General features: G+C 63.5%; 16 protein-coding genes. 1 reads left to right on the plus strand and 15 read right to left on the minus strand.

The features are described 5' to 3' along the window. The first annotated feature begins 140 nt into the window (after window positions 1-140). Window positions 141-1,469, plus strand: coding sequence for a Glu/Leu/Phe/Val family dehydrogenase (locus AC23D4_RS07830; protein WP_472889606.1), 1,329 nt, complete (start codon window positions 141-143; stop codon window positions 1,467-1,469). Between the two features lie 59 nt (window positions 1,470-1,528). Here AC23D4_RS07830 and AC23D4_RS07835 read toward each other — a convergent pair whose 3' ends face one another. The 15 genes from AC23D4_RS07835 to AC23D4_RS07905 form a co-directional block, all read right to left on the minus strand. Next, entirely contained in the window at window positions 1,529-1,999 is a 471-nt protein-coding gene (locus tag AC23D4_RS07835; RefSeq protein ID WP_472889605.1) for a DUF1178 family protein, read from the minus strand. Between the two features lie 8 nt (window positions 2,000-2,007). After that, window positions 2,008-2,607 (minus strand): NUDIX domain-containing protein, encoded by a 600-nt coding sequence (locus AC23D4_RS07840; RefSeq protein WP_472889604.1) that lies wholly within the window; start codon window positions 2,605-2,607, stop codon window positions 2,008-2,010. A 23-nt stretch (window positions 2,608-2,630) separates the two neighbouring features. Beyond that, the gene (locus tag AC23D4_RS07845) at window positions 2,631-2,933 is read right to left on the minus strand and encodes a DUF2818 family protein (RefSeq protein ID WP_472889603.1); all 303 of its coding nucleotides are present in this window, start codon (window positions 2,931-2,933) and stop codon (window positions 2,631-2,633) included. Between the two features lie 63 nt (window positions 2,934-2,996). Then, the gene (gene nuoN, locus AC23D4_RS07850) at window positions 2,997-4,493 is read right to left on the minus strand and encodes an NADH-quinone oxidoreductase subunit NuoN (protein ID WP_472889602.1); all 1,497 of its coding nucleotides are present in this window, start codon (window positions 4,491-4,493) and stop codon (window positions 2,997-2,999) included. Between the two features lie 28 nt (window positions 4,494-4,521). After that, on the minus strand, window positions 4,522-5,997 hold the full coding sequence (locus tag AC23D4_RS07855) for an NADH-quinone oxidoreductase subunit M (RefSeq protein ID WP_472889601.1): 1,476 nt from the start codon (window positions 5,995-5,997) through the stop codon (window positions 4,522-4,524). A gap of 13 nt (window positions 5,998-6,010) precedes the next feature. Next, window positions 6,011-8,044, minus strand: coding sequence for an NADH-quinone oxidoreductase subunit L (nuoL, locus tag AC23D4_RS07860; RefSeq protein ID WP_472889600.1), 2,034 nt, complete (start codon window positions 8,042-8,044; stop codon window positions 6,011-6,013). 25 nt (window positions 8,045-8,069) lie between these two features. After that, a complete protein-coding gene (gene nuoK, locus AC23D4_RS07865; RefSeq protein WP_177135809.1) occupies window positions 8,070-8,378 on the minus strand; it encodes an NADH-quinone oxidoreductase subunit NuoK in 309 nt (102 codons plus the stop codon). Beyond that, complete coding sequence (locus AC23D4_RS07870) at window positions 8,375-9,013, minus strand: NADH-quinone oxidoreductase subunit J (protein WP_472889599.1); 639 nt, start codon at window positions 9,011-9,013, stop codon at window positions 8,375-8,377. Before AC23D4_RS07870 ends, nuoK begins: the two co-directional genes overlap by 4 nt. Window positions 9,014-9,034: 21 nt before the next feature. Beyond that, window positions 9,035-9,571 carry an NADH-quinone oxidoreductase subunit NuoI gene (nuoI, locus tag AC23D4_RS07875; protein WP_472889598.1) on the minus strand — a complete coding sequence of 179 codons (537 nt, stop codon included), beginning with the start codon at window positions 9,569-9,571 and terminating at the stop codon, window positions 9,035-9,037. A 15-nt stretch (window positions 9,572-9,586) separates the two neighbouring features. Then, complete coding sequence (gene nuoH / locus AC23D4_RS07880; protein ID WP_472889597.1) at window positions 9,587-10,669, minus strand: NADH-quinone oxidoreductase subunit NuoH; 1,083 nt, start codon at window positions 10,667-10,669, stop codon at window positions 9,587-9,589. After that, window positions 10,666-12,789, minus strand: a complete 2,124-nt coding sequence (nuoG, locus tag AC23D4_RS07885) for an NADH-quinone oxidoreductase subunit NuoG (RefSeq protein WP_472889596.1) — start codon at window positions 12,787-12,789, stop codon at window positions 10,666-10,668. The genes nuoH and nuoG overlap by 4 nt, the downstream gene beginning before the upstream one ends. Window positions 12,790-12,803: 14 nt before the next feature. Then, complete coding sequence (gene nuoF / locus AC23D4_RS07890; RefSeq protein ID WP_472889595.1) at window positions 12,804-14,177, minus strand: NADH-quinone oxidoreductase subunit NuoF; 1,374 nt, start codon at window positions 14,175-14,177, stop codon at window positions 12,804-12,806. After that, complete coding sequence (gene nuoE / locus AC23D4_RS07895; protein ID WP_472889594.1) at window positions 14,174-14,710, minus strand: NADH-quinone oxidoreductase subunit NuoE; 537 nt, start codon at window positions 14,708-14,710, stop codon at window positions 14,174-14,176. Before nuoE ends, nuoF begins: the two co-directional genes overlap by 4 nt. Beyond that, window positions 14,707-15,960 (minus strand): NADH-quinone oxidoreductase subunit D, encoded by a 1,254-nt coding sequence (locus AC23D4_RS07900; protein ID WP_472889593.1) that lies wholly within the window; start codon window positions 15,958-15,960, stop codon window positions 14,707-14,709. Before AC23D4_RS07900 ends, nuoE begins: the two co-directional genes overlap by 4 nt. A 1-nt stretch (window position 15,961) precedes the next feature. After that, window positions 15,962-16,582: an NADH-quinone oxidoreductase subunit C gene (locus tag AC23D4_RS07905; RefSeq protein ID WP_472889592.1), complete on the minus strand. Its 621-nt coding sequence runs from the start codon at window positions 16,580-16,582 to the stop codon at window positions 15,962-15,964. Window positions 16,583-16,609: the final 27 nt, after the last annotated feature.

Genomic DNA, 16,609 nt, shown 5'->3' on the forward strand with positions numbered 1-16,609 from the left:
AATCGATGCCATCAGTCCTGTTATGCGTTTAACGCATAACCACCAGCCAACCTGGCGTTGGACAGGGGCTTGTGCTCTCCGTAAGCTGGCGAACCGTTGACTCCACAAAGGACAACGCCAACCAACAGGAGACTTTCAGCATGTCACAAGCACCGCATTCCACAGGCGCCGCGGCCAACAGCCCGGCCGCCTTCACCAGCGCCCTGCCTTCCTACCTCGACCCCACCAACCTCGGCCCCTGGGGCATCTACCTGCAGCAGGTGGACCGCGTGGCACCCTACCTGGGCAACCTGGCCCGCTGGGTGGACACCCTCAAGCGGCCCAAGCGCTCGCTGATCGTGGACGTGCCGATCCACCTGGACGACGGCACCATCGCCCACTTCGAGGGCTACCGCGTGCAACACAACACCAGCCGTGGGCCGGGCAAGGGCGGCGTGCGCTTCCACCAGAACGTGACGCTGTCCGAAGTGATGGCGCTGTCGGCCTGGATGTCGATCAAGAACGCCGCGGTGAACGTGCCCTACGGCGGTGCCAAAGGCGGCATCCGCGTCGATCCGCGCCAACTGTCGATCGGTGAGCTGGAGCGCATCACACGCCGCTACACCAGCGAGATCGGCATCATCATCGGCCCGACCAAGGACATCCCCGCGCCCGACGTGAACACCAACGAGCAGGTGATGGCCTGGATGATGGACACGTACTCCATGAACGAAGGCTCCACCGCCACCGGTGTGGTCACCGGCAAGCCGGTGGATCTCGGCGGATCACTCGGCCGCCGCGAAGCGACCGGCCGCGGCGTGTTCACCGTGGGTGCTGAAGCGGCCAAACACACGGGCATGGACATCAGCACCGCGCGCGTGGCGGTGCAGGGTTTCGGCAACGTCGGTGGCGTGGCCGGCAAGCTGTTTTCGGAAGCGGGTGCGAAGGTGGTGGCGGTGCAGGACCACGGCGGCACCATCTACCGCGAAGCGGGCCTGGACGTGCCCTCGCTGCTGGCGCATGTGTCGCGCGTGGGCTCGGTGGCGGGCTTCCCGCAGGCCGAAATCATCAGCAACGACGCCTTCTGGGATGTGCCCTGTGACATCCTGATTCCGGCCGCGCTGGAACAACAGATCACCGAAGCCAACGCCGGTCGCATCCAGGCGAAGATGGTCATCGAAGGCGCCAACGGTCCGACCACGCCGCAGGCCGATGACATCCTGCACGACCGCGGTGTGCTCGTGGTGCCCGACGTGATCGCCAACGCCGGCGGCGTGACGGTGAGCTACTTCGAGTGGGTGCAGGACTTCTCCAGCTTCTTCTGGAGCGAGGACGAAATCAACGAGCGGCTGGTGAAAATCATGAAAGGTGCGTTTGCCGCCGTGTGGCAGGTGGCCGAAGAGAACAAAGTCAGCCTGCGCACCGCGACCTTCATCGTCGCCTGCAAGCGCATCCTGCACGCGCGCGACCTGCGCGGTCTGTATCCGTAATCACCCCCGCGCCGACTGCGGCCTGCAAGGCACGCCGCAGGCTGCGCAGGGGGAGCCAACTACTGCAGGGTTTCCTTGAGCGCGGGCAGCGACGGGAGTGGCATCACCTCGATGCCTTCTTCGATCAACTCCAGGGCCACCTCGGGGCTGGTGCGGCCGCGGATGTTGCGCTGGTCCATCTCGCCGTGGTGCATGGCCCGGGCCTGATCGGCAAAACGCTCACCCACGTCTTCGGTATGGGCCAGCACCTGCCGCATGGCCTTGAGCAGCTGGGCATGCAGTGCCGAGCCAGACGCCGGAAGGCCCAGTTCCACACCGCCGCCGGCTTCTGTCGGTGCAGCGGGCGCCTTGTCTTCGCGCCCCGTGCGCAGGTTCAGGCGCGGGGCCGAGAGCATTTTCTGGATCTGCGTATCGCCGCACAGCGGACAGCTCACCAGGCCACGCCCGAGCTGGCTGGTGAAGTCGTCTTCGGAACCGAACCAGCCTTCAAATTCGTGCTGGTGGGCGCATTGCAGGTTGAGGACCTTCATGCAGTGGATTATCTGGCAATGCCCGCGGGCACGCGACCCGACCAGTCAAGCACCCATTCACCGCGCTGGACGTTCTGCAACCAGAGCATGCCGACCAGGGTCTTGGAGTCGAACACCTCGCCACTGCGGCACCAGGCCTGCAACTCGGTGGGCGTGGCCGTGAACACATCCAGAAACTCGCCTTCATCCAGACGGCGCTCGCCCAGGGAGAGCCCGCGCGCAAACCAGATGTCGATGATCTCGTCCGAATAGGCGATGGTCGGCGCCAGCCGGCCGGCAAAGGCCCATTCACGGGCGCTGTAGCCGGTTTCCTCGCGCAGTTCGCGTTGCGCGCAAGTCAGGCTGCCCTCACCCGCATCGAGCTTGCCCGCCGGGAATTCGATCACCACGGCCTGCATCGGATGCCGGAACTGGCGCTCCAGCACCACCCGGCCATCGTCGAGCAGACCAATGACCATGACGGCCCCGGGGTGCAATACATATTCCCGCGTGGCCTCACCGCCGCTGGGCAGCCGAACGGTGTCGCGCACCACGTGCAGGAAATGCCCTTTGAGCAGCTCGGTACGAGAGACCGGCGTCTCGCGCAAATGGCCATCAGCGGTGGGCATCTGAGCCGGCAGATGGGCCACCGTCAGCCTCGACGGTGGAACAGATAGCGGTACACAAAACCTGGAAAGGCCAGCGTGAGGAACAGCGCCGCCGTCGTGGCGTAGAACTCCCAGCCCTGCGGGTAGATCTGCCCGGCCGACTGCTCAAGTGCCAGCCCCAGCGCCCCGACCAGCAGGTAACACACCACCAGCTCTCCGACGCGCATCCCCAGGGTCTTGGGCTGTTTGCGCGGAATGACAGCCAGCCAGCGGTTGTTGAGAAACGGCAGGTTGGCACCCACCAGGGCGGCCAGCAAAACCAGCCAGACAGACATTGAATGGGTCATAAGGTGCAATTGGACCCGATGGGGGGCGGCCGGTTCAACGACCCGCCACCCGCATCAGGCGGTTCAGGCCAGCAAGGCGGTAATGGCCTGGGCACACAGGGTCATGAGGCCACCGGGCACGATGCCCAGGACCAGCACCAGCGCGCCGTTAAGAGAAAGCACCGAACGGGCGTCTGCCCCGGCCTCGATGTCAGCGGTCTGTGTCGGTGCGTCAAAGTACATCACCTTGACCAGGCGCAGGTAGTAGAAGGCACCCACCAGCGACATCATCACCGCAAACACGGCCAGGCCGATGTAGAGCGGATGGGACGAGGCGAGCAAGGCCTGCAGCACCGAGAGCTTGGCATAGAAGCCCACCAGCGGCGGCACGCCGGCCAATGAGAACATGCACACCGCCATGACACCGGCGTACAGCGGGCTGCGCTGGTTCAGGCCGGCCAGGTCGCTGATGTTTTCCGATTCGAAGCCATTGCGCGAGAGCAGCAGGATCACACCGAAGGTGCCCAGCGTGGTCAGCACATAGGTGATGACGTAGAACATCGACGAGCTGTAGGCGTTGGCCATGTTGCCGTTGTCACCCGCGACCACACCCGCGAGCAGGCCCAGCAGCATGAAGCCCATCTGCGAGATGGTGGAAAACGCCAGCATGCGCTTGAGGTTGGTCTGTGCGATGGCGGCGAGGTTGCCGACCAGCAGCGAAACCACCGACAACACCGCCAGCATCTGTTGCCAGTCCACCGCCAGCGGCAGCAGGCCCTCGACCAGCAGACGGATCACGATGGCAAACGCCGCCAGCTTGGGCGCGCCACCGATCATCAGCGTGATGGCCGTCGGAGCGCCGTGGTACACGTCGGGCACCCACATGTGGAACGGCACGACACCCAGCTTGAACGCGAGACCGGCCACCACGAACACCAGACCGAGCACCAGCACCTGGGCCGAGCCCTTGAGCGTGGCTTCTCCACCGGCGATGGCCTTGAGCACTTCGGCCAGGTCGAGAGAACCGGTGGCCCCGTAGACCATGGACATGCCGTAGAGCAGGAAACCGCTGGCCAGCGCGCCGAGCACGAAATACTTCATGGCGGCTTCGATCGCCTGTGCATCATCGCGGCGCAGCGCCACCAGGGCGTAGCTGGAGAGCGTGAGCAGTTCCAGGCCGAGGTAGATGACCAGGAAGTTGTGGCCGGAAATCATGACGAACATGCCCAGCAGCGCAAACAGCGCCAGCGTGAACATCTCGCCACCGCGCAGCATGTCGCGCGCACCGGCATAAGCGCGCCCGTACACCAGGGTGACCATCATCGCCAGGGCAGCAAAACACTTGAGCCAGTTGCCCATGGGGTCGCTCACCACCATGCCGCCAAAGGCCATGATGGTTTCCCCCGAACTGGCGTACACCGCCTGCATCAGGGCCACACCCGCCAGGGTCAGCAGGGTCAGCACATAGGTGAGGCCGCGCAGCGGGGCCTTGACGCCAAGATCCACCAGCGCGATCACGCAGGCCATCACCAGCAACAGCATTTCGGGGTAGGCCGCGACCCAGCTGAGGTTGTCAATCATGTAAACGCTCTCTTGTTTTTTGGCTGACTCAGTTCAGCTTGGAGATGGCCACGTGGCGCAGCAGTTCGGCCACCGAAGCGTCCATCACGTCGGTGAAGGGCTTGGGGTGCACGCCCATGTAAAGCACGGCGATGCCCAGCACGGCCATGACGAGGAATTCACGGGAACCGATATCGGTCAGCGCCTTGACGTGGTGGTTGCCCGGCGCGCCCAGGTAGACACGCTTGAACATCCACAGCGAGTAGGCGGCACCAAAGATCAGGGCAGTGGCCGCGGCGGCGCCGATCCAGAAGTTGGCCTTGACGGCGGCGAGGATCACCATCCACTCACCCACAAAACCCGCGGTGCCCGGCAGGCCGCAGTTGGCCATGGTGAACAACAGCGCGAAGGCGGCGAAGTTGGGCATGGTGTTGACCACGCCGCCATAGGCGGAAATTTCACGCGAGTGCACGCGGTCGTAGAGCACACCGATGGACAGGAACATGGCGGCCGAAACAAAACCGTGGGCGATCATCTGCACGATGCCGCCGGCCACACCCATGTCGCTGAAGAGGAAGAAGCCGAGGGTGACGAAGCCCATGTGGGCCACCGACGAATAGGCCACCAGCTTCTTCATGTCCTGCTGGACCATGGCCACCAGACCGACATAGACCACGGCCACCAGGGACAGCGTGATCATGAGCCAGGCCCATTCGTGCGAAGCGTCGGGCAGGATCGGCAGCGAGAAGCGCAGGAAACCGTAGGCACCCAGTTTCAGCATGATGGCGGCCAGCACGGCCGAGCCACCGGTGGGCGCTTCCACGTGCACGTCGGGCAACCAGGTGTGCACCGGCCACATCGGCACCTTCACCGCGAAGGCGGCAAAGAAGGCGAAGAACAGCAGCGTCTGCGCCGTGCCGCCCAGCGGCAGCTTGTGCCAGGTGGCCAGATCGAAACTGCCACCCGACTGGGTGTACAGGTAGATCAGGGCCACCAGCATGAGCAGCGAGCCCAGGAGCGTGTAGAGGAAGAACTTGAACGCGGCGTAGATCTTGTTCGGGCCGCCCCAGATACCGATGATCAGGTACATCGGGATCAGCGTGGCTTCGAAGAAGACGTAGAACAGCATCGCGTCGAGCGCAGCAAAGACACCGATCATCAGACCCGAGAGGATCAGGAAGGCGCCCATGTACTGGTTGACACGGCTGGTGATGGATTCCCAGCTGGCAATCACCACGACCACGGTGATGAAGGCGGTCAGCAGCACCAGCCAGAGCGAGATGCCGTCCACACCGAGGTGGTAGTTGACGTTGAATCGTTCGATCCAGACGCCCTGTTCCACGAACTGCATCGCAGCCGTGCCGAGTTCGAACCCGGTGTAGAGTGGCACAGTGATCGCGAGGGACACCAGCGCGCCCAGCAGCGCTATCCAGCGCACCGCGTTGGCGTGCTCGTCCCGGCCCAAGGCCAGCAGCACGACGCCAAAAAGAATCGGCGTCCAGATCGCAAGGCTCAGCAAACCCATCTTGTTCTTCCTCTTATTTCGCGAGCCAGACGAAGTACGTCATGAACAGCAGGATGCCCACGATCATCATCAGCGCATAGTGGTACAGGTAACCGGTCTGCAGGCGGCGCACCACGGCAGAGACGCCACCCACCAGCTTCCAGCTGGCGTTGACCACGCCGGTTTCGATGACGCCCTGGTCGCCACCCTTCCAGAGTCCGGTACCCAGCATGCGCGCCCCACGGGCGAGCACGTTTTCGTTGAACCAGTCCATGTAGTACTTGTTCTCCAGGATGGTCACGATCGGCTTGAACGTGCGGCCAATGGCGGCCGGCAGCGCCGGGTTGACCATGTACATGTACCAGGCGGTCACGGCACCGCCGAGCGCCAGGTAGAACGGCGCGGTCGAGAAGGCATGCATCGCCATGGCCAGCGGACCGTGGAAGATTTCGGCGAAACGGGCCATGGCCGGATGGGCCCCGGCGTTGATCGTGATGGCGTCTTTGAGGAAATCGCCAAACAGCATCGGCTGGATCGTCATGAAGCCGATCACAACGGACGGGATCGCCAGCAGCAGCAGCGGCACGGTCACCACCCAGGGGGTTTCGTGGGGCTTGTGGTCGTCGTGGCCGTTCCCATGGTCGTCGTGGTGATCGTCATGGCCGTGGTGGGCGTCCGGGTTCTGGTCGTAGCGCTCCTTGCCGTGGAACACCAGGAAGTAGAGCCGGAACGAGTAGAAGGCCGTGACAAAGACGCCCGCCAGCACCGCGAAATAGGCAAAACCCGAAGCCGGCAGGTTGCTGAAATGCACCGCTTCGATGATGCTGTCCTTGGAGTAGAAGCCGGCAAACAGCGGTGTGCCGATCAGGGCCAGCGTGCCCAGCAGCGAGGTGATCCAGGTGATGGGCATGTACTTGCGCACGCCACCCATCCAGCGGATGTCCTGGTTGTGGTGCATGCCGATGATCACGGAACCGGCCGCGAGGAACAGCAGAGCCTTGAAGAATGCGTGGGTCATGAGGTGGAACACCGCCACGCTGTAGGCCGAGGCACCGAGCGCCACCGTCATGTAGCCCAGCTGCGAGAGCGTGGAATAGGCGACGACGCGCTTGATGTCGTTCTGGATGATGCCCAGGAAGCCCATGAACAGCGCCGTGATGGCACCGATCACCATGATGAAGTTGAGCGCAGTGTCCGACAGCTCGAACAGCGGCGACATGCGCGCGACCATGAAGATGCCGGCCGTCACCATGGTGGCGGCGTGGATCAGCGCAGAGATCGGGGTCGGACCTTCCATGGAGTCGGGCAGCCAGACGTGCAGTGGGAACTGGGCCGACTTGCCCATGGCACCGATGAACAGGCAGATGCAGATCACGGTGATCAGCAGCCAGTCGGTGCCGGGGAAGCCCAGCGTGCCGAGCTCGGGCGCCTTGGCGAACACCTCGGTGTAGTTCAGCGTGCCGGTGTAGGCCACGATCAGGCCGATGCCCAGGATGAAGCCGAAGTCGCCCACGCGGTTGACCAGGAAGGCCTTCATGTTGGCGAAGATCGCCGTGGGCTTGTTGAACCAGAACCCGATCAGCAGGTAGGACACCAGGCCCACCGCTTCCCAGCCGAAGAACAGCTGCAGCAGGTTGTTGCTCATCACCAGCATGAGCATGGAGAACGTGAACAGCGAGATGTAGGCGAAGAAGCGGTTGTAGCCGGCGTCTTCTTCCATGTAGCCGATGGTGTAGATGTGCACCATCAGCGAGACGAAGGTGACCACGCACATCATCATGGCGGTCAGGCCATCGACCATGAAGCCGATTTCCATCTTCATGCCGCCGATCACCATCCATTCGTAGATGGTTTCATTGAAGCGGGCGCCGTCCACGGCCACGCTCTTGAGCGTCATGGCCGAGAGGACGAAGGCGATCAGCACGCCCAGGATGGTCAGTGTGTGCGAGGTGCGGCGCCCGATGACGTTGCCGCCAAAGGTGGTGCCCAGGATGCCGGCCAGCGCCGCGCCCACCAGGGGCGCCAGCGGAACCGCCAGGAGTGTGCTTGCAGAAAGGGTGGTGCTCATTTTTGTGCCTGTTCTTTCCCTGGCTTCAACCCTTGAGGGTGTTGAGTTCTTCGACGCCGATGGACGACTTGGCGCGGAACAGCAGCACCAGGATGGCCAGACCGATGGCCGATTCGGCCGCCGCCACCGTCAGGATGAAGAACACAAACACCTGGCCGTGCATGTCACCCAGGAAATGGGAGAACGCCACAAAGTTCATGTTGACCGCCAGCAGCATCAGCTCGATGGCCATGAGCAGCACGATCAGGTTCTTGCGGTTGAGGAAGATGCCGATGACCGACAGGGCAAACAGGATGGCCCCGACGGAAAGAAAATGTCCCAGTGTGAGGCTCATGCCTTGCCCTCCTCGTGGATCGGTGCCGCTGGAGCGGCCTTCTGTGTGGCGGCCATGGGCAGCACGACCAGGCGATCGGATGCACGCACCTTGACCTGCAGACCGGGGTTGATCGCCTTGCTGTCCTTGCGCTGGCGCAACGTGAGCGCGATCGCGGCGATCATCGCCACCAGCAGGATCACGGCAGCCACTTCAATGGGATAGAGGTACTCGGTGTACAGCAGCTTGCCCAGTTCCTTGGTGTTCGAGTAGTTGTCCGGCACGGCGGCAATGCCCGCGCCCGTGACGGTCGGGAAACCCACCCACAGCACGGCAATGATCTCGGCCGCCACCAGGGTGCCCAGTGCCGCTGCCAGCGGGAAGTTCTGCCAGAAACCCCAGCGGTCATCGTCGAGCTTGATGTCGAGCATCATCACCACGAACAGGAACAGCACCATCACCGCACCGAGGTACACCAGCACCAGGGTCAGACCCAGGAACTCGGCCTTGAGCAGCAACCACAGGGCCGCCGCCTGCGAAAACGAGAGCATCAGGTACAACACCGCGTGCACGGGGTTGTGCGCGGTCACCACGCGGTAGGCTGCAAACAGCAGCACGGCCGCGAACAGGTAGAAAAAGCCGGTCTGGTAATCCATGGTTCTTATCTTTCGCCAGCTTCAGCGGTACTTCGCGTCGGCCGCCTTGGCGGCTGCGATCTCGGGTTCGTAGCGGTCACCCACGGCCAGCAGCATCTCTTTGGTGAAATACAGATCACCGCGCTTCTCGCCGTGGTATTCGAGGATGTGGGTTTCGACAATCGCGTCCACCGGGCAGGCTTCTTCACAGAAGCCGCAGAAGATGCATTTGGTCAGGTCGATGTCGTAACGGGTGGTGCGGCGCGAGCCGTCGTCGGCGCGTTCACCGGCCTCGATGGTGATGGCCAGGGCCGGGCACACCGCCTCGCACAGCTTGCAGGCGATGCAGCGCTCTTCGCCGTTTTCATAACGGCGCTGGGCGTGCAGACCGCGGAAGCGCGGCGACAGCGGCGTCTTCTCTTCCGGGAACTGCACCGTCACCTTGCGGCGGAAGGCGTAGCGACCGGTGAGGGCCATGCCCTTGACCAGCTCGACCAGCAGGAAGCTCTTGAAAAAGTCGCCGATGGAGAACGGCGCGACAACCGAAGGCGATGCGGAAGGGGATACGGTGGTGGACATGGTCGTTCGCCCTGCTTATTTCCAGATGTTCCACGAGGTCTGCATCAGACCGCCCACGAGCAGCAGCCAGATCAGCGTCACGGGAATGAAAATCTTCCAGCCCAGACGCATGATCTGGTCGTAGCGGAAGCGCGGGAAAGTGGCGCGGATCCAGATGAACATGGACACCACGACAAAGGTCTTGATACCGAGCCAGATCCAGCCCGGGATCCAGTTGAAGAGCGCGCTGTCGATGGGAGACAGCCACCCACCCAGGAACATCAGCACCGCCACGATGGACACCAGCCACATGCTGGCGTATTCGGCCAGGAAGAAGATCGCGAAGCCCATGCCCGAGTACTCGACCATGTGACCGGCCACGATCTCGGCCTCGCCTTCCACGACGTCGAACGGGTGGCGGTTGGTCTCGGCCACGCCGGAGATCAGGTAGACCATGAAGATCGGGAACAGGGGCAGCCAGTTCCAGGACAGGAAGCTCAGGCCCATGTCTGCACCCATGCCACGCGACTGTGAAGCCACGATCTCACCCAGGTTCAGGCTGCCGGCGGTCATGACGACCACCAGGAAACAGAAACCGATGGCAATTTCGTAGCTCACCATCTGGGCCGATGCGCGCATCGCACCGAGGAAGGCGTACTTCGAGTTGGAGGCCCAGCCCGCGATGATCACGCCATAGACCTCGATCGAGGTGATCGCCAGGATCACCAGCAAGCCGGCGTTGACATTGGCAATGACCGCTTCCGGACCAAAAGGCACAGCCACCCAGGCCGCCAGGGCCGGCATGATGGCCATGATGGGGCCGAGGCGGAACAGGCCACCGGCCGCCGCACTGGGGCTGATGATTTCCTTGGTCAGCAGCTTGACGGCGTCGGCAATCGGCTGCAGCAGCCCGAACGGGCCCACACGGTTCGGGCCCATGCGCACCTGCATGAAGCCCAGCAGCTTGCGCTCCCACAGCGTGAGGTAGGCCACCGCGCCCATCAGGGGTGCCAGCAAGACCACGATCTTGATCAGACCCCAGATCACCGGCCAGGCGGCCGTGGTCCACCACGGTGCAGCGATCAGGCCCAGGCCACCGTTGTACATCGCGTCGATCATGCGTGTGCTCCTTCTGCTGCACGGGCATCGGCCGTGAGCTGCAGCGAGCTGGCGCGCCGCACCAGCGAATCCAGTTGGTAGATGGACGCCACGCAGGGCTGGCCGACGGCAGGGTTCATGTCAATGAAGGCCTCACCGGTGTTGGACAGGCGCGAAGCATCCACCACGCTGCCGGCCGTCACACCCGGCAAAGCCGCTGCGAGCACGGCCTGCGACGAATCGGCGTCAAAGCCCGGCAGGCCCAGCAGGTTGCCCAGCACGCGCAACACCTTCCAGGCCGGACGGGTATCGCCCAATGGGCGCACCACGGCGTGGAAACTCTGCAGCCGGCCTTCGGCGTTGACGAAGGACCCCGAGGTCTCGGTGAACGGAGCGATGGGCAGCAGCACGTCGCTGATGTCCAGATTGGCCTTGAACGGGCTGAGCGTGACCACCATGCCGGCGTTGGCCAGACCCTGGCTCCCCACCGCACTGTCAAAGGCCGGTTCGTTGTTCAGCAGCAGCGCCGCCTTGAGCCCGCCACCGAGCATCTGACCGGCGTTCAAGCCGCCCTGCCCCGGCATGGCGTTCACCAGCTGGGCGCCCACGGTGTTGGCGGCTTCGCTGAGGTAACCCACCGCGACACCGGTCTGCTGGGCGATCCAGTTGGCCAGCGACAGCAGGCTGGAGGCCTGCGCATGGTGCGCGGCCGCGTTGCCGAGCAGGATGGCCTTGTGTTCACCACCGAGCAGCGACTTGGCGATGGCGCGAGCCGCATCGTTCACCTCTGCGGCCACCGGTGCCAGCACGCCCGTTTCGGCGCCCACGGCGTTGGCGATGCCGGCCAGGGCCGACACCCAGTGGGTGCTGTCGGTCAGCACGGCGTTCTTGACCGGCATGGCCCAGTCCTGCGACTGGGCGTTGAGCACGTTCACCTGCCCACCCTTGCGAGCCGCCTGGCGGATGCGCTGGGCAAACAGCGGATGGTCCTTGCGCAGATTCGATCCGACCACCAGCACGCGCTGCAGACCCGACAGGGCAGCGATCGGCATGCCCAGCCAGCGGGCCGCGTTGGGCGATGCCGCATTGAAGAAGTCGGCATGGCGCAGACGCGTGTCGATGTTCTCGCTGCCGAGGCCGCGCACCAGCGCACCGGCCAGGGCCAGCTCTTCCAGCGTGCTGTGCGGGCTGGCCAGCACACCGATGGCGCCAGCGCCATGATCCGCCTTGACCTGCTTCAGGCCATTGGCCACGTATTCCAGCGCGGTCTGCCAGTCGACCGTTTTCCACTCGCCGCCCTGCTTGAGCATGGGCGCGGTCAGGCGGTCTTCGCTGTTGACGGCTTCGTAGCTGAAGCGGTCGCGGTCGGCAATCCAGCACTCGTTGACGGCATCGTTTTCCAGCGGCACGACGCGCATGACCTTGTGGTTCTTCACCTGAACGATCAGGTTGGCACCGGTCGAGTCGTGCGGGCTCACGCTCTTGCGACGCGAGAGTTCCCAGGTGCGGGCGCTGTAGCGGAACGGCTTGCTCGTGAGCGCGCCCACCGGGCAGATGTCGATCATGTTGCCCGACAGCTCGGAATCCACCGACTGCCCGACAAAGGTTTCGATTTCGGCGTGTTCACCGCGGTGCGACATGCCCAGTTCCATCACGCCGGCCACTTCCTGACCAAAGCGCACGCAGCGGGTGCAATGGATGCAACGGCTCATTTCCTCCATGGAAATCAGCGGACCGACGTCCTTGTGAAACACCACGCGCTTCTCTTCTTCGTAGCGCGAGGCACCGCCGCCGTAGCCCACGGCCAGATCCTGCAACTGGCATTCACCGCCCTGATCACAGATCGGGCAGTCCAGCGGGTGGTTGATGAGCAGGAACTCCATCACCGACTGCTGGGCTTTGATCGCCTTGTCGGACTTGGTGCGCACGATCATGCCCATGGTCACCGGCGTGGCGCAGGCGGGCATGGGCTTGGGGGCCTTTTCCACTTCCACCAGGCACATGCGGCAGCTCGCCGCGATGGACAGTTTCTTGTGGTAGCAGAAATGGGGAATGTAGGTGCCTGCCTTTTCGGCCGCATGCATGATCATGCTGCCCGGTGGCACTTCGACCTTCTGGCCGTCGAGTTCGATTTCAACCATGGTGATGTGTCGGGTCAGACGGTGTGTGTAGCGGCCGCGTCGGCCTTGATCATGGCCGCGAACTCGGGCCGGAAATGCTTGAGCATGGCGCGCACCGGCATGGCGGCTGCATCACCCAGGGCGCAGATGGTGCGGCCCATGATGTTCTCGGCCACGTTGTCCAGCAGTGCCATGTCCGTGGGTTTCGCTTCGCCGCGGTGGATCTTGTCCACCAGGCGCCAGAGCCAGCCCGTGCCTTCACGGCAGGGTGTGCACTGCCCGCAGGACTCGTGCATGTAGAAGTACGACAGCCGCTTGAGCGACTCCACCATGCAGCGCGAATCGTCCATCACGATCACGGCGCCCGAGCCCAGCATGGAGCCGGCCTTGGCGATCGAGTCGTAGTCCATGGTGCAGTCCATGATGATGGACGCGGGCAACACGGGCGAAGACGACCCACCAGGGATCACAGCCTTGAGCTGGCGTCCTGTGCGCACACCGCCGGCGAGCTCCAGCAGCTTGGCGAACGGCGTGCCCATGGGCACTTCGTAGTTGCCGGGCAGGTTGACGTCGCCGCTGACCGAGAAGATCTTGGTGCCGCCGTTGTTGGGCTTGCCGCATTCCAGGTAGGCCGAGCCTCCGTTGCGGATGATCCAGGGCACCGCAGCGAAGGTCTCGGTGTTGTTGATCGTGGTCGGCTTGCCGTACAGGCCGAAGCTGGCCGGGAACGGCGGCTTGAAGCGCGGCTGGCCCTTCTTGCCCTCCAGCGATTCGAGCAGCGCGGTTTCTTCACCGCAGATGTAGGCACCAAATCCGTGGAAAGCGTGCAGCTGGAAGCTGAAGTTGCTGCCCATGATGTTGTTGCCCAGGTAGCCGGCAGCGCGGGCCTCTTCCAGTGCGGCTTCGAAGCGTTCGTAGACTTCGAAGATTTCGCCGTGGATGTAGTTGTAGCCGACGCTGATGCCCATGGCGTACGCCGCGATCGCCATGCCTTCGATGACGATGTGCGGGTTGAACATCAGGATGTCGCGGTCCTTGCAGGTGCCCGGCTCACCTTCGTCCGAGTTGCAGACCAGGTACTTCTGGCCCGGGAACTGGCGGGGCATGAAACTCCACTTCAAGCCGCTCGGAAAACCCGCGCCGCCACGCCCGCGCAGGGCCGATTCCTTGACGGTGGCGATCACCTGATCCTGCGTCATGCCGGCCACGCCAGTTTCGGGGTTCGGTGCCGAACCATCCTGACCCAGGATCTTGCGCAGGGCCTGGTAGCCACCGCGCGCTTCGTAGTCCTTCAGTGACCAGTTGCTGCCGTTCAGATCCTTGTAGATCTGCGGTTCGATGTGACGGCCGTGGAAACAGGTCTGCACGCCGGTGGCGCTGAACTGCGAAATCACCTGTTCTGCGTTCATGCTTTGCCCTCTGCGGCCTTCAGGCCGTCGACCAGCTGATCGAGCTTCTCGTTGCTCATGAAGCTGCACATGTGGCGGTCATTCACCAGCATCACCGGTGAATCGGCACACGCGCCCAGGCATTCGCTCTGTTGCAGGGTGAAGAGGCCATCGGCCGTCGTTCCACCCATTTGCACGCCGAGCTTGTGCTCCAGATGCGCCAGCGCCTTGCCGCCGTCGCGCAACAGGCAGGGCAGGTTGGTGCAGACGTTGAGCTTGAACTTGCCCACCGGCCGCTGGTTGTACATGTTGTAGAAGGTCGTGACCTCGTGCACGGCCATGACCGGCATGCCGAGGTAGTCGGCAATCGCCTTCTCGGCTTCGAGGGCGACATGACCCTGCTCTTGCTGCACGATGGACAGACAGGCCATCACGGCCGACTGCGCCTGCTCGGCCGGGTACTTGGCCACTTCGCGGGCGAAACGCGCCAGCGTGGCTTCGGACAGCTTCATCGCCTGGACGGCGCCGCTGGGGGTCTTGTGCTCAGAGATCATCGGTCAATCTCTCCAAAAACGATGTCCATGGTGCCGATGATGGCGACCGCGTCGGCCAGCATGTGGCCCTTGGCCATCTCGTCCATGGTGGACAGGTGGGCGAAACCCGGGGCACGGATCTTCAGGCGGTAGGGCTTGTTGGCGCCGTCGCTCACGAGGTAGATGCCGAACTCACCCTTGGGGTGCTCTACGGCGGCATAGGCCTCGCCTTCGGGCACATGGAAGCCTTCGGTGAAGAGCTTGAAGTGGTGGATCAGCTCCTCCATGCTCGACTTCATGGCCTCGCGCGAGGGCGGTGCCACCTTGTGGTTGTCGGTGATCACCGGACCCGGGTTGGCACGCAGCCAGTCCACGCACTGCTTGATGATGCGGTTGGACTGCTTCATTTCCTCCATGCGGACGAGGTAGCGGTCGTAGGTGTCGCCCGTCTTACCCACAGGAATGTCGAAGTCCATGCGGTCGTAGACCTCGTACGGCTGCTTCTTGCGCAGGTCCCAGGCGATGCCGGAGCCGCGCAGCATGGGGCCGGTCATGCCCAGGTTGAGCGCCCGCTCGGGCGTCACCACGCCGATGCCGACGGTGCGCTGTTTCCAGATACGGTTATCGGTCAGCAACGTGTGGTACTCGGCCAGGTAAGTCGGGAAACGCTGGGTGAAGTCGTCAATGAAGTCGAGCAAGGAACCCTGGCGGTTCGTGTTCAGCTCGGCCATCGCCTTGGCGTTGCGGATCTTGCTGTGCCGGTACTGCGGCATCGTGTCCGGCAGGTCGCGGTAGACACCGCCCGGACGGAAGTAGGCCGCGTGCATGCGAGCACCCGAAACCGCCTCGTACATGTCGAACAGGTCTTCACGCTCGCGGAACGCGTAGATCAGGATGGTCGAGCTGCCGCAGTCGTTGCCGTGCGAGCCCAGCCACATCAGGTGGTTGAGCAGTCGGGTGATCTCGCTGAACATCACACGGATGTACTGCGCACGGATCGGCACCTCGATGCCCAGCAGCTTCTCGATGGCCAGGCAGTAGGCATGCTCGTTGCACATCATCGACACGTAGTCCAGCCGGTCCATGTAGGGCAGCGACTGGATGAAGGTCTTGTGCTCGGCGAGCTTTTCGGTGGCGCGGTGCAGCAGGCCGATGTGCGGGTCGGCGCGTTGCACGACTTCGCCATCGAGTTCCAGCACCAGGCGCAACACGCCATGCGCAGCGGGGTGCTGCGGCCCGAGGTTCAGGGTGTAGTTCTTGATTTCGGCCATTTCAGTGCAGGCCTCCGTAGTTGTCTTCGCGGATCACGCGCGGCGTGACTTCACGCGGCTCGATCGTGACAGGTTCGTAAACCACCCGCGCGCGCTCGGCGTCGTAGCGCATCTCCACATGACCGGAGAGCGGAAAGTCCTTGCGGAAGGGATGCCCGATGAAGCCGTAATCGGTCAGGATGCGGCGCAGGTCGTTGTGCCCCTCGAACACGATGCCGTACAGGTCAAACGCCTCACGCTCGTACCAGTTGGCCGATGCCCAGAGCGAGGTCACGGAATCAATCACGGGGAAGTCATCTTCCGGACAGAACACCCGCACCCGCACCCGCTGGTTCAGACTGACCGACAGCAAGTGCACCACCGCAGCAAAACGCGGACCTTCCCAGCGACCATCGCCGTAGGTCTGGTAGTCCATGCCGCACAGGTCGATCAACTGCTCAAAACGCGCCTCAGGCGCGTCGCGCAGGGTCTGCATGGCAGCCAGATAGTCCGACGCGGCCACGACCAGGGTGAGCTCATCCCGCTCGACATCAAGGGACTGCACGCGCTCACCCAGCAAGGCGGCGAGGGTGTTCTTCAACACTTCGGGACTGGTGGCGTAAAGGGTGGCGGTTTCGCTCATGGACCGTCTTTCTGACTGAAGCCTGTG

The organism is Hydrogenophaga sp. L76 (assembly GCF_057654755.1).

Bases quoted from the DNA above. Each gene is read 5' to 3' on its own strand.
- AC23D4_RS07830 (WP_472889606.1), top strand. From the start codon at position 141: ATGTCACAAGCACCGCATTCCACAGGCGCCGCGGCCAACAGCCCGGCC.
- AC23D4_RS07835 (WP_472889605.1), bottom strand. From the start codon at position 1,999: ATGAAGGTCCTCAACCTGCAATGCGCCCACCAGCACGAATTTGAAGGC.
- AC23D4_RS07840 (WP_472889604.1), bottom strand. From the start codon at position 2,607: ATGCCCACCGCTGATGGCCATTTGCGCGAGACGCCGGTCTCTCGTACC.
- AC23D4_RS07845 (WP_472889603.1), bottom strand. From the start codon at position 2,933: ATGACCCATTCAATGTCTGTCTGGCTGGTTTTGCTGGCCGCCCTGGTG.
- nuoN (WP_472889602.1), bottom strand. From the start codon at position 4,493: ATGATTGACAACCTCAGCTGGGTCGCGGCCTACCCCGAAATGCTGTTG.
- AC23D4_RS07855 (WP_472889601.1), bottom strand. From the start codon at position 5,997: ATGGGTTTGCTGAGCCTTGCGATCTGGACGCCGATTCTTTTTGGCGTC.
- nuoL (WP_472889600.1), bottom strand. From the start codon at position 8,044: ATGAGCACCACCCTTTCTGCAAGCACACTCCTGGCGGTTCCGCTGGCG.
- nuoK (WP_177135809.1), bottom strand. From the start codon at position 8,378: ATGAGCCTCACACTGGGACATTTTCTTTCCGTCGGGGCCATCCTGTTT.
- AC23D4_RS07870 (WP_472889599.1), bottom strand. From the start codon at position 9,013: ATGGATTACCAGACCGGCTTTTTCTACCTGTTCGCGGCCGTGCTGCTG.
- nuoI (WP_472889598.1), bottom strand. From the start codon at position 9,571: ATGTCCACCACCGTATCCCCTTCCGCATCGCCTTCGGTTGTCGCGCCG.
- nuoH (WP_472889597.1), bottom strand. From the start codon at position 10,669: ATGATCGACGCGATGTACAACGGTGGCCTGGGCCTGATCGCTGCACCG.
- nuoG (WP_472889596.1), bottom strand. From the start codon at position 12,789: ATGGTTGAAATCGAACTCGACGGCCAGAAGGTCGAAGTGCCACCGGGC.
- nuoF (WP_472889595.1), bottom strand. From the start codon at position 14,177: ATGAACGCAGAACAGGTGATTTCGCAGTTCAGCGCCACCGGCGTGCAG.
- nuoE (WP_472889594.1), bottom strand. From the start codon at position 14,710: ATGATCTCTGAGCACAAGACCCCCAGCGGCGCCGTCCAGGCGATGAAG.
- AC23D4_RS07900 (WP_472889593.1), bottom strand. From the start codon at position 15,960: ATGGCCGAAATCAAGAACTACACCCTGAACCTCGGGCCGCAGCACCCC.
- AC23D4_RS07905 (WP_472889592.1), bottom strand. From the start codon at position 16,582: ATGAGCGAAACCGCCACCCTTTACGCCACCAGTCCCGAAGTGTTGAAG.